This window comes from Psychrobacter sp. NPDC078501, from assembly GCF_044900935.1.
Taxonomy (GTDB): domain Bacteria; phylum Pseudomonadota; class Gammaproteobacteria; order Pseudomonadales; family Moraxellaceae; genus Psychrobacter.
Genome location: NZ_JBJDOS010000003.1, coordinates 419,845 through 434,583, shown reverse-complemented (window position 1 = coordinate 434,583; position 14,739 = coordinate 419,845). Strand labels below are relative to the sequence as shown.

General features: G+C 41.5%; 13 protein-coding genes and 2 tRNA genes. 14 read left to right on the top strand and 1 reads right to left on the bottom strand.

Going from position 1 to position 14,739, the window contains the following annotated elements; all coding sequences use genetic code 11:
• Nucleotides 1-266: 266 nt before the first annotated feature.
• The 14 genes from tpiA to pnp all read left to right on the top strand — a co-directional run bounded on the left by tpiA (nt 267) and on the right by pnp (nt 14,056).
• Complete coding sequence (tpiA, locus tag ACI2IW_RS07605) at nt 267-1,079, top strand: triose-phosphate isomerase (RefSeq protein WP_404693237.1); 813 nt, start codon at nt 267-269, stop codon at nt 1,077-1,079.
• Between the two features lie 214 nt (nt 1,080-1,293).
• Complete coding sequence (gene secG, locus ACI2IW_RS07600) at nt 1,294-1,602, top strand: preprotein translocase subunit SecG (RefSeq protein ID WP_021814138.1); 309 nt, start codon at nt 1,294-1,296, stop codon at nt 1,600-1,602.
• Between the two features lie 142 nt (nt 1,603-1,744).
• Nucleotides 1,745-1,828 (top strand) — tRNA-Leu (locus ACI2IW_RS07595).
• Nucleotides 1,829-1,951: 123 nt separating this feature from the next.
• Nucleotides 1,952-2,028 (top strand) — tRNA-Met (locus ACI2IW_RS07590).
• Nucleotides 2,029-2,480: 452 nt separating this feature from the next.
• Nucleotides 2,481-2,981 carry a ribosome maturation factor RimP gene (gene rimP, locus ACI2IW_RS07585; RefSeq protein ID WP_057757748.1) on the top strand — a complete coding sequence of 167 codons (501 nt, stop codon included), beginning with the start codon at nt 2,481-2,483 and terminating at the stop codon, nt 2,979-2,981.
• 135 nt (nt 2,982-3,116) lie between these two features.
• Nucleotides 3,117-4,601 carry a transcription termination factor NusA gene (nusA, locus tag ACI2IW_RS07580; RefSeq protein ID WP_057757751.1) on the top strand — a complete coding sequence of 495 codons (1,485 nt, stop codon included), beginning with the start codon at nt 3,117-3,119 and terminating at the stop codon, nt 4,599-4,601.
• Nucleotides 4,602-4,749: 148 nt separating this feature from the next.
• The gene (infB, locus tag ACI2IW_RS07575; RefSeq protein WP_404693236.1) at nt 4,750-7,476 is read left to right on the top strand and encodes a translation initiation factor IF-2; all 2,727 of its coding nucleotides are present in this window, start codon (nt 4,750-4,752) and stop codon (nt 7,474-7,476) included.
• A gap of 201 nt (nt 7,477-7,677) precedes the next feature.
• Nucleotides 7,678-8,067, top strand: a complete 390-nt coding sequence (locus tag ACI2IW_RS07570; protein WP_102078739.1) for a ribosome-binding factor A — start codon at nt 7,678-7,680, stop codon at nt 8,065-8,067.
• A 9-nt stretch (nt 8,068-8,076) separates the two neighbouring features.
• Nucleotides 8,077-9,168, top strand: coding sequence for a tRNA pseudouridine(55) synthase TruB (truB, locus tag ACI2IW_RS07565; RefSeq protein ID WP_404693235.1), 1,092 nt, complete (start codon nt 8,077-8,079; stop codon nt 9,166-9,168).
• Between the two features lie 383 nt (nt 9,169-9,551).
• The gene (locus ACI2IW_RS07560; protein ID WP_404693234.1) at nt 9,552-10,076 is read left to right on the top strand and encodes a type 1 glutamine amidotransferase domain-containing protein; all 525 of its coding nucleotides are present in this window, start codon (nt 9,552-9,554) and stop codon (nt 10,074-10,076) included.
• A gap of 93 nt (nt 10,077-10,169) precedes the next feature.
• Nucleotides 10,170-10,331: a hypothetical protein gene (locus tag ACI2IW_RS07555; protein WP_185156577.1), complete on the top strand. Its 162-nt coding sequence runs from the start codon at nt 10,170-10,172 to the stop codon at nt 10,329-10,331.
• Between the two features lie 113 nt (nt 10,332-10,444).
• Nucleotides 10,445-10,621, top strand: a complete 177-nt coding sequence (locus ACI2IW_RS07550; protein ID WP_191114497.1) for a hypothetical protein — start codon at nt 10,445-10,447, stop codon at nt 10,619-10,621.
• 375 nt (nt 10,622-10,996) lie between these two features.
• Nucleotides 10,997-11,263 carry a 30S ribosomal protein S15 gene (gene rpsO / locus ACI2IW_RS07545; RefSeq protein WP_045443035.1) on the top strand — a complete coding sequence of 89 codons (267 nt, stop codon included), beginning with the start codon at nt 10,997-10,999 and terminating at the stop codon, nt 11,261-11,263.
• Nucleotides 11,264-11,953: 690 nt separating this feature from the next.
• Nucleotides 11,954-14,056 carry a polyribonucleotide nucleotidyltransferase gene (pnp, locus tag ACI2IW_RS07540; RefSeq protein WP_404693233.1) on the top strand — a complete coding sequence of 701 codons (2,103 nt, stop codon included), beginning with the start codon at nt 11,954-11,956 and terminating at the stop codon, nt 14,054-14,056.
• Nucleotides 14,057-14,175: 119 nt separating this feature from the next.
• Here pnp and ACI2IW_RS07535 read toward each other — a convergent pair whose 3' ends face one another.
• The gene (locus ACI2IW_RS07535; protein WP_404693232.1) at nt 14,176-14,739 is read right to left on the bottom strand and encodes a hypothetical protein; all 564 of its coding nucleotides are present in this window, start codon (nt 14,737-14,739) and stop codon (nt 14,176-14,178) included.

Sequence of the window (14,739 nt, the reverse complement as noted above, 5' to 3'; positions counted from 1 at the left end):
CTGTATATCTATATATAGAACCAGCAACAATATTTGATTTTATACATTCTGTAGTATAGAACTTTACTTTAGTTTGAAAAATTTATATATACCATTAGACGACTAGCTCGTAAAAATAACGGTCCATTGATGTATTGTCTGTAGATAAATTTGCAGAAGTGATTCTGCTCATGGTGGCACGCTACTATAGCACTTACGAATTATTTGTTATACTGACGCGCATATTAGCCGAATTGGCATGAATACATGAGACAAGGTAAATAAGTATGCAAGCTTGGGTAATTGGCAATTGGAAACAGAATCCTGCGACTAACAGTGCTGTCAATGCACTGTTGAACGACTTATTGACTAAAGTTAATACTGAAGAACAAGCCAACTCGCAGGCATCAAAAAACCGCTGTAAATTAATGGTAGCACCAAGTTGTGTTCATTTAAGTACAGTGAGTACGCGTCTAGCAGATAGCTCAATACTTTGTGCAGCACAGGACGTTAGTACTTATAGTGCAAGTACAGGAGCCTATACGGGTGACTGCTCAGCACAGCAGGTAGCAGATGCAGGTGCTACTTGGACGCTACTTGGCCACTCTGAGCGTCGTCAATATCACAAAGAGTCTCATAAATGCCTGATAAGCAAATTGTCTCATGCGTTTTCTCAGAACTTAGGCGTGGTATTTTGTATCGGCGAAACACAAGAGCAGTATGACAATGGTCAAACACTCGACGTTATCAATGAGCAACTCTCAGTTATTAAAGATTTGCTGACTCAGCAGCCAGATTTAGCATCATCGTTATCTGAAAAGCTGCTCATCGCTTACGAACCTGTATGGGCCATTGGTACAGGTAAAGTGCCTACTGTGGCAGAAGTGAGTAAGACTCATCAGTATATTAAGCAAACGGTTGCAAACTTTGCTGATATAACAGATACGATTACCGTGCTGTATGGCGGTAGTGTTAACGCTGATAATGCCAATAGCTTTGCTTCTGATGCCATGATCGATGGTGCATTAGTGGGCGGTGCTTCGTTAAAAGCAGAGAGCTTCCTAGCGATTGCTGATGCCTTTAACCAAGCCAATGCTTAAATGAATAAATAACGCTCAGATATCAAGATCATAGCTTATAGACAGTATGGTTTTAGCGGTTAGTAAAAGTAGGTTTAACACTGCCCTTGCAATCGTGTACAATGCGCCTTATTTATATAGTCGATTTGGCATTTGAACATGCCGATTGTCATTCTATTAACCTTACGTTTTATTTTCCGTTATCAGTCGTCATTACGCGGCAAAAGAGGCCACCATGTTTACGTTTATATTAGCCCTGCATATTATTGTGGCCATTGCCATGATCGGCTTAATTCTGATACAGCATGGTAAAGGGGCAGACGCTGGAGCTTCTTTTGGTGCTGGCTCATCAGGTACCGTGTTTGGCGCAGCCGGCACTGCTAATTTCTTGACGCGTGCTACAGCAGTACTAACGGTCATATTTTTTATTACGAGTATGACGCTTGCTGTTCATGCTCGTAAGCAAGCAGAAGATCAGTTTCGTCTAGATGCGCCAGTTTCAGCACCGCAAACGCCGCGTCCATTGACTCAAAATCCTGAGTAAGCCTCTTTTAAGTAGGCAGCGCTTGCTATTTTGGTAGGTTAGATTTACAATGCTTTTCTGTTTTCGCAAGTCCTTATCTATTAATGCCTACCTTAAGCATTATATATAGTAGATAGGAAGTTAGAGAACAGAGTAGTAAAATGCGATTGTGGTGGAATGGTAGACACGCCATCTTGAGGGGGTGGTGGCGAAAGCTGTGGGGGTTCAAGTCCCCCCAATCGCACCAAGTTTTACAGACGCAGCATAGCGTCAGGTTGGATTTTTAGTAGATAATACTTAATTTATAATTAATTTAAAAAAAGTATTGACACTTCTACGAAACCTCCCTATAATATGCGTTCTAGATTGATGCGGGGTGGAGCAGTCTGGTAGCTCGTCGGGCTCATAACCCGAAGGTCGTTGGTTCAAATCCAGCCCCCGCTACCACTTTTTATACTGATGTTTTGTACACTAAATTTGTCAGTACCGATTAGCCCACCATTATGTTTGTGGGTTTTTTTGTATCTGAAGGTCAGTGTTATCGCGGTATCTATCCTACTTATGCTAAGCTCTAAGTCTATAGAGTACGATATTACTCGTCACTGATCATCATCGGCCGCTAACGGCACGATGCTTCTTAAGCAACACTATCTTTTATCCCTCATACTTTTATCGATAGTAGTGCTTTATAAATAATAAAAGCATTGTTTGGCCGAGCTTGATGTTTTTTATGCTCGTCCCTATATAAATGCACAATATGTATCATATATTTGTGATTTAAAATCATATACTGACCGTTATTCTTATCATTATAAGATTGCTGTATATAGATAAGAGTCAATCTTTAATACGGTTTACTAAGTACGATAGATAAGTGAATAGGAAAATACAAAGAGATTATGAAGCTTTCGACTAAAGTTGCAGAACTGACTAATATTATTGCCCCTGCCGTGGCCGCTTGTGATGTGTCATTATGGGGTATTGAGTTTGCGCCACAAGGTCGTCGCTCTTTACTACGTATCTATATTGAGGCATTGCCAGAAGAGCAAGCCCAAGATAAACAAGTAACGATTGAAGACTGCGCGGCAGTAAACCATCAAGTAAGCGGTATCTTAGAAGTTCATGATCCTATCGCTGGTGAGTACATCTTAGAAGTATCTTCACCTGGTTTTGATCGTGCGTTTTTCTCAGATGAGCAAATGCATGCGTATGTTGGTCAAACTGTGAGCTTGCGTCTGATTCAAGCTATCGGTACAGGTGATCAAAAACGTCGTAAAGCCACAGGTACTTTAGATAGTATTGATGAAAACTCTTTAAAACTGACGTCAAGTGATGGCGAGCAGTTTGAGATTGCATTAAGTAATATTGATAAAGCCAATTTGATTTATGAAGATGCCTAGATTTTTACTAGGGTAACTGTTTATAAATAGACAGTTTTATCTTCCAATAGCTTATGTGGCTTATAGCAACTATATAATAGCAGCACCCAAATTATAAAATTTAAGTCAATTAAAAAATGATAGGACAGGTATAGCATGAGTCGTGAAATCTTAACGGTAGTAGAAACTGTCAGTAATGAAAAGGGCTTAAATCCTGAAGATATCTTTGAAGCAATTGAAGACGCTTTAGTGGTATCGACTAAGAAGAAAGTATATACCGAACAGCCAGAAGTGGCTGTACGAGTAGCGATCGACCGTGCAACTGGCGATTACGATACTTATCGTTACTGGACAGTGGTTGCAGATGAAGACCATGAAATGCCAGCTTGTCAGCTTGCTATCACCGATCTTGATCAAGAAGAATGGTCAATTGGTGATATTAAAGAAGAGCAAATCGAGTCAATCGAATTTGGTCGTATTGCTGCTACTCAAGCCAAACAAGTTATCATCCAAAAGATTCGTGAAGCTGAGCGTGCACTAGTTGCAGACGCTTTCGAGCCACGTGTTGGTGAGATGATGTATGGCGAAGTCAAAAAACAGACTCGTGATGGCTATATCATAGATTTAGGTGACAATGCCGAAGGTTATTTGTCACGTGATCAAATGTTGCCACGCGAACAACTACGTGCAAAGTCGCGTATCAACGCGATCTTGTACCATGTAAACCGTGAGAACCGCGGTGCACAGTTACTGTTATCTCGTACACATCCTGAAATGCTATCAGCATTGATGCAAAAAGAAGTGCCTGAGATTGCAGAACAAATTATCGAAATTCGTAACGTCGCTCGCCTGCCAGGTACTCGTGCTAAAATAGCCGTGAAGACCAACGACCACCGTATCGATCCAGTTGGTGCTTGTATTGGTATGCGTGGTACACGTATCCAAGCAGTACAGCAAGAGCTAGACGGTGAGCGTATTGATGTGGTGGTATGGTCAGATGATCCTGCTCAGTTCATCATCAGCTCTCTAGAGCCTGCTGACGTAAGCAGTATCATTTTAGATGAAGATACGCAAACGGCAGATATTATCTTTAGCACCAATGATCAGTTGGCGCGTGCTATTGGCTCACAAGGTCAAAACGTACGTCTAGCGTCTGAGTTGACGGGCTATAAGCTGAATATGATGCTCGAAGAAGAGTATCAGCAACGTCAACAAAACGAATCAAAAGCGTTTATTGAATTATTCTATGAGCGCCTAGAAGTAGATAAAGATTTAGCACAGGCATTGGTTGATATTGGTTTTACCAGTATCGAAGAAGTGGCCTATGTACCAGTTGAGACTTTCTATGATATCGAAGGTCTAGACGATGAAGCGATTGATATGATTCAAGAGCGTGCTAAAGAAGTTGTCATCGCTGATGAACTGGTCAAACAACAGAACATGAAAGAGCCAAGTCAAGAGCTTCAAGAGCTTGAAGGTATGACAGTCAGTTGGGCTTATAAAATGGCGCAAAAAGACATCATTACTGTTGATGACTTGGCAGAACAAGCCGTCTTCGATCTAGAAGATATCGAAGGATTAGACTCTGAAACTGCAGGAAAACTCATCATGAAAGCTCGGGAATCTTGGTTCGATGAATAAGCGGTAACTGCATATCGCTGTCTTTTGGTGATATGCTATTGAGAATAAAGCGCTGATATCTATTTATAAGTATCAGCCTTAACCCAATCATTTGTAGCCAACAACTGAATTGAACATATAGCAAATAATAGACAGTAGGTGATAATAAATGGCAGATAAGACCGTCAAAGAACTGGCAGAAATGGTAGGCAAAACTACAGATGCTGTAAAGCAGCAATTAGTAGATGCTGGCCTGCCTGCTCGCGCAGAGGATGACCTAGTCACCGAGCTTGAGCAAGAAAAGCTGGTGACGTATTTAAAGCAAAGTCATGGTCAACAAGAAAAGCGTCGTATTAGTCTTAAATCTAAGACGACCAGTACTGCACGTGTGACCGGCTCTTCTGGTAAATCTAAGAGCGTCAACGTAGAAGTGCGTAAAAAGAAAGTATTTGAAAAGCCTGATCCAGAAAAAATGGCTGAAGAGCTAGCTGCTCGTGAGCAGGCTCTAATTGAGTCTCAAGAACGTGCAGCGAAAGAAGCTGAAGAACGCGCCGCTACTAAGAAAAAAGCGGAAGAGCGTCAAGCAGCAACGCTAGCAGCAATGCGTGCAAGCTTAGGATCTAGCAAAAAATCAGACGACAAAAACGATGATATTTCTACATCAGTTGTCGTCAAAAAAGGCGGCAAAGCGACTGCTGAAGTTAAGCCTAAAGAGCAGCCGAAAAAGAAAGTTGCTGCAACTAAGCCTAAAGTTGAAACCGCTGCTGAACGTAAAGCTCGCGAGACTCGTGAGAAAGAAGAAGCGCGTCTGCGTGAAATCGAATTAGAAACTCGCCGCACACAAGCTGAAGAAGCGCAAAAGCGTACACTTGAGCAAATGCGCAAAATGGCTGGTAAATATACAGATCGTGAACCTGTTACTGAAGTACGTAAAGATGAACCGTTAGCTGAAGGTTTGGTCGGTGATGCACTAGAAGAGTCTTTCGAAAAAGAGCGTCGCGAAATCAAACGCGGTTCGAACAGTACTGGTACTCGTGGTCGTCGTCGTAAGAACCAAGATGAGCGCGAAATCAAAAACCGCAAAAACGGTTTGCGTTCAACTCAGGCATCACAGCATAAGTTTGAAAAACCTGTCGAAAAAATCGTCTATGATGTCGAGATTAGTGAGCAAATTTCAGTTGCCGATCTTGCACAGCGTATGGCGGTTAAAGCTCGCGAAGTAACTAAATTACTTATGAAAATGGGTGAAATGGCTCGTGAGTCAGATACGATTGATCAAGCAACCGCAAGCTTGCTTGTTGAAGAAATGGGCCACAACCCAGTACCAGTTAGTGATACTAAAGTCGAAGATGACTTACAATATGCAGTTGATGAGCGTAGTAGTAACATCCAAACTCGTCCACCAGTAGTAACTATCATGGGTCACGTCGATCATGGTAAGACCTCACTACTAGATAAAATTCGTGAAACGAAAGTTGCGAATGGTGAAGCGGGCGGCATTACACAGCATATCGGTGCTTACCATGTAAAAACTGATCGCGGTGTTATTACTTTCCTTGATACTCCAGGTCACGCAGCGTTTAGTGCAATGCGTTCACGTGGTGCTCAAGCGACTGATATCGTTGTATTGGTGGTTGCAGCTGATGATGGCATGATGCCACAAACAGCAGAAGCCATTGATCATGCACGTGCAGCTGGTACGCCAATTATTGTTGCTATCAACAAAATGGATAAGCCAGGTGCTGATCCTGACCGTGTTCTTAATGAATTAACGACGAAAGAAGTGGTTTCAGAAGAATGGGGCGGCGATACACCAATGGCTCGTATCTCAGCCAAAACAGGCGAAGGTATCGAAGATCTACTAGAATTCATTAGCTTACAAGCTGAGTTAATGGAACTAGAAGCACCATTAGACGGTGCTGCTCAGGGTGTGGTTATTGAGTCAAGACTTGAGAAAGGTCGTGGTCCTGTCGTTAGTGTTCTAGTGAAAAAAGGGACATTGAAACAAGGCGACTTGGTTCTAGCTGGTGAGCACTATGGTAAAGTTCGTGCATTAACAGACGAGCATGGCCAACGTATCAAATCAGCTGGTCCTTCTATCCCTGTAGAGATTTTAGGTCTGCCTGAGACACCTGCTGCTGGTAGCGAGTTCCTAGTTGTGACGGACGAGAAAAAAGCTCGTGAAGTTGCGGACTTTAGAACCAACCGTGAGCGTGAGCGTCAACTTGAGCGTCAAAATGCGATGCGTTTAGAAAGCATGTTTGACCAGATGGGCCAAGGCGATGTGTCATTCTTGAATATCGTACTAAAAACAGACGTACGTGGTTCACTTGAAGCACTACTAGCTGCCCTAAACGAATTGTCTACTGACGAAGTAAAAGTCAGAGTGATCAGTTCAGGCGTTGGTCCTATCTCTGAGTCTGACGTAACCCTTGCAGAATCGAGTGAAGCGGTACTTTTAGGCTTTAACGTTCGTGCAGATGCTACTGCACGCCGTAAAGCAGATACTGCTAACATGGATATTCGCTACTATAGCGTAATCTATGGTTTGATCGATGATGTTAAAGCAGCAATGAGCGGTATGCTTGCGCCTGAACATCGCGAGAAAATCCTTGGTATTGCAGACGTTCGTGAAGTATTCCGTTCTAGTAAGTTCGGTGCTGCTGCTGGTTGTATGGTGGTCGAAGGTACAATCTATCGCAACAAGCCTATCCGCGTATTGCGTGATGACCAAGTTATCTTTACTGGTCAATTGCAATCATTGCGTCGTTATAAAGAAGACGTCAATGAAGTACGTACTGGTATGGAATGTGGTCTGGCCGTTCGTGGCTATGATGTTGAAGCTGGCGATAAGATCGAAGTCTTTGAAATCCAAGAGTTCGCACGTACTATCTAAAGCTGTTGTTCAATAGCAGAGTATGTATTAATGCAATATGCGCAATCCGCTGAGCTGTTTAGATACTTTGCCAATATTCAGCTGTACTTAGGCCTAACAGGTACATCCTGCTAGGCCTTTTTTAGCACATATAAGTGCAACATCTATTAATCAGCAGACTTATACAGTAATAAAATAAGCCCATTAAATTAAGGTAACAACATGAACCAACGTTTACAAAGATTGTCGGATCAGATTCAGCGTGAGCTTGCTGTTCTTATTCGCGATGAAGTCAATGACCCTCGTCTAACAGGTTTTGTCACTATATCTAGTGTCAAAGTTAGCCCAGATTTAGGCTATGCGGACGTCTATGTCACTATCATGGAGCCTGAGCTCAATGATGCTATGAACAAGACCAACCATGAAGAAAGCATCAAAGTATTGAATAAAGCAGCAGGGTTTTTGCGTACGGAATTAAGCCATAGCTTAAAGACACGTACTACACCGCGCCTACGTTTTCATTACGATGAAGTAACGGCTCGTGGTAACTACATGATGGACTTGATTAGTAAGGCCGTGACTAAAACTGAGCAAAACGAGAATGACGAGTAAATTATTATTATGTCTATAGCGTCTAAGCAAGTTGATAAACAAGCCAATAAAGTACCTGATAAAGTAAAAGTTTCAGGTGTCATATTGGTGGATAAACCCAAAGGTATGACCTCGCAGCAAGTCGTGTCAAAAGTGAAGTATTTATTTAAATCACCGATACACGATAGTAAAAAGGCAGGACATACAGGAACGCTTGATCCAATGGCAACTGGCTTACTGCCTATTTGCTTGGGTGAAGCCACCAAGTTTAGCCATTATCAACTGGATGCTGATAAGTCTTACCAAGCGACTATCTTGTTAGGTAGCCAAACCGATACTGGTGATGCTGATGGTCAAATCGTAACGCAGGCATCTATTCCAGTATTCGACGAAGCATCATTGGCGACTATTGCCCAGCAGTTTTTGGGTGCTCAGCAACAGATACCTCCGATGTATTCAGCGCTAAAAAAAGACGGCAAAAAACTGTATGAATATGCTCGTGCGGGTATTGAAGTTGATAGGCCGCCTAGAGATATTACGATTAAAGCAATCAATCTGCAGATGATAGATGATACCCAGATTAATCTCACGGTTACTTGTACGAAAGGTACTTACGTACGTGTATTAGCGGAAGATATTTCGAAGCAGCTAGGTACGCTAGGACATTTGACAGCATTACGTCGTACACAAGTAGGGAACTTCAGCATTGATGATGCGCTCGCTTTATCATCATTAGAAGAGCATAGTTTAGAGGAGCGTCAGTCTTGGCTACTGCCTATCGACGCTTGTATTGATATCGATGCTGAACTGACGCTGACAGAGGAACAATGCGCCCGCGTACATATGGGGCAGCGCCTAAACGTATTTGATGAGCTAACAGGTAAGCTTAAAGATTATGTTGCTAGTATGGTTTCTGACCAGCTGTCTAATGATAGTTCTGTCGGTATCGATGATGACGCTAGTACCAATGGTAAAGCTGATACTGATCTTGATGTGCCTCAGCTCCTAGAGCACGGAATACCAGTTGATATACGTTTACTCAATGAGCAGGGAGAGTTTCTTGGTTTGGGGTCTGTGAGCTTAAACGGACGTCTACAACCTAAGAAATTGATTCAGCGCTAATAGTGACGTTTTCATCAATGTTACTTAAATAGAGAAACTACCACCTAACATTGGCCTGATTTACTAATAGTTTACACTAATCACATTCCGTCACATTTTATTGCAGGTTTCGCCTATGGTGAAACCTGTTTTTTTTGTACTCTAGATTCATCAGATAGGGAATGCTGAGCTAAAAAATAAAATGGATAAATGTTATAAGAATAAAAAATTGCTATAAAGCAAATAATTAAAAATAGACAATCAAAAGAAAAAATAATGCAGAAAGGACGCATTTGAATAAAAATAAAATAGTTCAAAGGAAAATGTACTGCCGAATAATAATAAAGCTAACTTATAAAAATGTACTGACTCACAAAAACTACTAGATAAGAAGAAGGAAAGTTATGAAAACGATCGCTTTTTTACTACATAACCACTTCGAACAAGCAGAGTACGAAGACGTCAATAATCAGCTAAAAGACAAAGGCTATAAAACACTTCTCATAACAACAAATGATAAAAAAGAAGTGCAAGCCATGCAGCAAGACGTAGATAAGAGTGATACTTTTACGGCTGATATCTTTGCAGAAGATGCCAACGTCTCTGACTATGATGCATTGGTGTTACCAGGTGGTACTGTCAACGCTGATACTATTCGTGGTAACGAAAAGGCTCATCAGATTATCAATGCTATCAATGAAGCAGGAAAGCCATTAGCTGTTATTTGTCATGCTCCTTGGGTTCTCGTCAATACAGGTATTGCTAAAGGCAAAACCCTTACCGCTTACCCTACGTTGCAACTAGATTTAGAAAATGCTGGGGCAAACTACGTAGATAAGACAGTACAAGTAGATGGTAATCTTATTACTTCGCGTAACCCAGATGATATACCCAATTTTGTTGATGCCATAGATAAAGCATTATCTTAGAATTTTGACTTATAACTAAAAAAATTTAATTAAGTACTATTAAATCTCAACTTCGTACAACTAACATTTATAACCATAACTAAGGAAAATATTATGTCAAACTCTAACCCAAACGATACTAAGCTTGAGCAACAACGTTCTGATTCAGCAGAAGCAGCGCTTAAAAGTCAAACTGAAGACAATCATAGTGAAAACAGCGAAGCTGCAGCAGAACGTATCGCAGCTAACTTAGAAAACGCGAAAGAAGATAAGTAAGGTTTTAATATGCCACCTGTAATAGGTGGCATTGATATGTTTATAGTTTGCACGTCTTATGATCGATGAGTGCAACGACAGTTAGTCCACAAAATAATAATTCAGGAGCTAATATGAGTAATTCACCGAGCAATATGGACGAGCAGGAAAAAGAGATTGAAAAGCTTGCAGAAGAAATCAATCCAAGTGAGCATACTGCCCCAGACAGTCTAGCGGAAGTGACTACTGCCGCCCCTCTTGAAGATGATGAACTAGGCGGCAATGCGACAGAGTCTGACGTTAATAAGTAGCCTAGGTAGGATTTTAATAGGTTATCTATCAAATACTAGTTACTAGAAATTAAATGTCGCTTTACAAGTATTATGAAAAACTGCTGCTAGTTCAGCAGTTTTTTGTTATAATTATCCCCACATTTAAATTAGGTTTTGAATGATGTACTGTAGTTAGCCCATTACTTTGATTAAGTAGTGCTATAGCTAAATACAATGTACGATTCAAAATATATTAAATGGTTGTCAACCGAGCTTGTCGTACACTAGGTCAACTCTAGTAATGCAGGGTTGTCCTGAATGGCGTACAGGTTATTTTATTTATTATTCTATTGCTTTAATACTGACTCAAATTGCAGCCTGTATTTAAAGTTTTTAGCATTGCCGGAGATATTTATGCTAACTAATACCGATCGTGAACAAATCATCGCTCAATACCAACGTGGCGAAAATGACACTGGTTCTCCAGAAGTTCAAGTAGCTTTGTTGAGTGCTCGTATCAATGATTTGCAGAACCACTTTAAAGCACACAAAGCTGATCATCATAGCCGTCGCGGTCTTATCCGTATGGTTAACACGCGTCGTAAACTGCTTGATTACTTAAAAGGTAAAGACCTTGGTCGTTACACTACTCTAATCAGCCAGTTGGGTCTACGTCGTTAATCTAACGACAATAGTACGAGCGGATGCTGAATTTTTTGCCAAACCGCTTGGAACTTGTTTGTTATTATCGATAAAATAGATTTTTCTAAAAACGGTGTGGAATAGTTTCACGCCGTTTTTTTATGCTTATTCGTTTTAGATACCGTGCTCAAATAGTAAAAGCTGTAACTCCTTTTATGGAATAGCTAAGAGGAATATTGGTATAAACTGTACTAGCCAAGCCCCAAATACGGTATTTTCTGACGATAATTGCGCTACTGTGCAATTAATTGGTCAATGGCTATAAATCACTGTAAAATAATGCCTTGTGAGTTTGATAGCGCATCTGCTACAGATATGGCGATTATTAATAAGATATTCATCATTTGGCTTGGTAATCAGCGCAGATAGCTGATATTTGAAAGTTCAGAAAATAGCCTGTAGGGTTTTTAGCATCGAAGTCTTTTGACTTAATGTCTTTTTGATAGTATTTATAGTAAAGCCAAAATTGCACGACCGAATATACATAATAGTACGATGTCTAACTCAGACAAATATATGAGATAACCAAGTAACGTTATTGGCATTGGTTGCGATGATTTCTAATGGAAAACATATCAACGGATAGCCATATACACAGAATTTTAATGACAGATATCAGCTTTTTTTGACGCTGATATCAGTTTTGTCAGTCAACATTAGGAAGATTATATGACAATGTTCAACACCATTAAGCGTGAATTTCAATATGGCAACCAGCAGGTTGTTATCGAGACAGGCCGTATTGCCCGTCAAGCAAACTCTATTTTAGTACACATGGGCGGCGTAACAGTATTAGTTGCAGCAGTCGTAAAGTCAGAAGCTAAAGAAGGTCAAAACTTCTTTCCGCTAACGGTTAATTATCAAGAAAAAATGTATGCAGCGGGTAAAATTCCAGGTGCTTACGGCAAACGTGAAGGCCGTGCGAGCGAATTTGAAACCTTAACTTCACGCTTGATTGACCGTCCGATTCGTCCGCTATTCCCTGAAGGCTACGTAAACGAAATCCAAATCACCGCAACAGTTGTATCATCAGATAAAACTCAGTCTGCAGATATCGCTGCACTAATCGGTGCTTCAGCAGCACTAGCTATCTCTGATGCACCATTTAATGGTCCTGTTGCTGCCGCTCGTGTTGGTTTCATTAATGGCGAATACGTTCTAAACCCAACGTCTGAGCAACTTGAAACTAGTGATCTAGATTTGGTTGTGGCTGGTACTAGGTCTGCGGTATTGATGGTTGAGTCTGAAGCAGCAGAGCTGTCAGAAGACCAGATGCTAGGTGCAGTATTGTACGGCCATCAGCAACAACAAATCGTTATTGATAACATTGCTTCAATGGCTGAAGAGATCGGTACTGCTAAGCAGCAATACTCTGCTCCTGAGCGTGACCAAGCACTTACTAGCAGCATGAAAGAGCAGTTCGGCGAGCAAGTTGCTGACGCTTATACCATTACTGATAAGCAAGCACGTTACACGAAGCTTGATGAAATTAAGCAATCAATTATTGATGCACTTGCTGGTGATGCTGAGTCAGAAATTTATGCTGATACCGTATCTGAGCTTAAAGAAATCTATAACGACCTTAAATATCGTACCGTTCGTGACAACATCTTGTCAGGTAAGCCGCGTATCGATGGTCGTGACCCTGAGACAGTTCGTGCGCTTGACGTACAAGTTGGTGTATTGCCATATACACATGGTTCAGCACTGTTCACACGTGGTGAGACGCAGGCATTGGTTACTACCACACTTGGTAACAGCCGTGACGTCAACATGATTGACTCACTAGGTGGCACGATTCGTGACCATTTCATGCTGCATTACAACTTCCCGCATTTCTCAGTTGGTGAAACGGGCCGTGAAGGTATTCCAAAACGTCGTGAAATCGGCCATGGTCGTCTAGCACGCCGCGGTGTACAAGCGATGTTACCAGATAGTGAGCGTTTCCCGTATGTGATTCGTGTGGTATCAGAAATCACTGAATCTAACGGTTCATCTTCTATGGCTTCTGTTTGTGGTGCAAGTCTGGCATTGATGGACGCAGGCGTACCATTAAAAGCACCAGTTGCTGGTATCGCGATGGGTCTGGTTAAAGAAGGTGATCGTTTTGCTGTATTGTCAGACATCTTGGGTGATGAAGATCATCTAGGTGATATGGACTTTAAAGTAGCTGGTTCTAAAAACGGTATCACTGCACTTCAGATGGATATCAAAATCGAAGGTATTACCCCTGACATCATGGAGCAAGCGCTTAAACAAGCTCATGCAGGTCGTATCCATATCCTAGAAGCAATGAACCAAGTATTGCCTGAGAGCCGTACTGAAATCAATGCTCATGCACCAAACTACGCGGTTATCGAAATCAACCCAGACAAGATTCGTGACGTTATCGGTAAAGGCGGCGCAACTATCCGTCAGCTAACGGAAGAAACTGGCGCGGTTATCGATATTGATGACGCAGGTACTATCCGTATCTTTGGTGAAAACAAAGCAGCGACCAAGGCAGCTATCGGTAAAATCGAAGCACTAACTGCTGAAGTTGAAGTTGGTAAAACTTATGAAGGTACCGTTGCTCGTATCGTCGACTTCGGTGCGTTTGTAAATGTCTTGCCAAACACTGATGGCCTAGTACATATTTCACAAATCGCAGAAGAGCGCGTAGAGAATGTATCAGATTACCTAAAAGAAGGTCAGATCGTTAAAGTACTTGTACAAGACGTTGACAACCGTGGTCGTATCAAGCTAACTATGAAAGGTGTTGAGCAGAACTAATACTCAATATCTGATGTGGTTTAAGTAATAAAAAACCGCCTTGAAATGCTCGTTATGAGTATTCAAGGCGGTTTTTTTATGTGTCCAAAAAGATGATGACTGGCTAGCTAAAAGGCCATTTATAACTCAATGCTTTTAGGCAGATGTATGTCGATACGAAGTTTTGGTAGGTCTTGTAAGTACTCAGTTAGTAATGGCAAAGTATCAGCATGCCAGTCTAAAGGCAAGGTATCTGCTGTAGTGCTTTCATTGGATACGATATCACGTGGCTTGCCTGAGATAAGCGGCCGCGCAAGCAATGCAACTCTGCGTATACCTTGGTAACGTATAAGCGGCATTATTTGCTGTTGCAAATCAATCAAAGCAGCAGTCAGCCAGCGTGTGCGCGTTGGATGATAAGGATGGTTTGATATCACGAGATTGGCAATATAGTTTGGTTGGTTACCGTTACTACTGATACCAAGTCCGACTTGCTCACGTGTACGCTTATTAATTAAGCAGCTACCAACATTCAGACTACCATCGCGGCATGCACGATGATAGCGACTATAATTATCAGGAAATAGAGTTTTCGCTCGTGTGAGTACAGGATCTAAAACGACACCAGCATTGTTGACAGGTAAAACCAGCAACTGTGCATTGCTATTTAAAATAGAGGCATGTGTGAATTGCAAAATCGCCAT

Excerpts from the sequence above, each read along its gene's own strand:
- secG (WP_021814138.1), top strand. The coding sequence starts at position 1,294 with ATGTTTACGTTTATATTAGCCCTGCATATTATTGTGGCCATTGCCATG.
- ACI2IW_RS07570 (WP_102078739.1), top strand. The coding sequence starts at position 7,678 with ATGAACCAACGTTTACAAAGATTGTCGGATCAGATTCAGCGTGAGCTT.
- ACI2IW_RS07535 (WP_404693232.1), bottom strand. The coding sequence starts at position 14,739 with ATGGCGATTTTGCAATTCACACATGCCTCTATTTTAAATAGCAATGCA.
- ACI2IW_RS07555 (WP_185156577.1), top strand. The coding sequence starts at position 10,170 with ATGTCAAACTCTAACCCAAACGATACTAAGCTTGAGCAACAACGTTCT.
- ACI2IW_RS07560 (WP_404693234.1), top strand. The coding sequence starts at position 9,552 with ATGAAAACGATCGCTTTTTTACTACATAACCACTTCGAACAAGCAGAG.
- rimP (WP_057757748.1), top strand. The coding sequence starts at position 2,481 with ATGAAGCTTTCGACTAAAGTTGCAGAACTGACTAATATTATTGCCCCT.
- infB (WP_404693236.1), top strand. The coding sequence starts at position 4,750 with ATGGCAGATAAGACCGTCAAAGAACTGGCAGAAATGGTAGGCAAAACT.
- ACI2IW_RS07550 (WP_191114497.1), top strand. The coding sequence starts at position 10,445 with ATGAGTAATTCACCGAGCAATATGGACGAGCAGGAAAAAGAGATTGAA.
- truB (WP_404693235.1), top strand. The coding sequence starts at position 8,077 with ATGTCTATAGCGTCTAAGCAAGTTGATAAACAAGCCAATAAAGTACCT.
- pnp (WP_404693233.1), top strand. The coding sequence starts at position 11,954 with ATGACAATGTTCAACACCATTAAGCGTGAATTTCAATATGGCAACCAG.
- tpiA (WP_404693237.1), top strand. The coding sequence starts at position 267 with ATGCAAGCTTGGGTAATTGGCAATTGGAAACAGAATCCTGCGACTAAC.
- nusA (WP_057757751.1), top strand. The coding sequence starts at position 3,117 with ATGAGTCGTGAAATCTTAACGGTAGTAGAAACTGTCAGTAATGAAAAG.
- rpsO (WP_045443035.1), top strand. The coding sequence starts at position 10,997 with ATGCTAACTAATACCGATCGTGAACAAATCATCGCTCAATACCAACGT.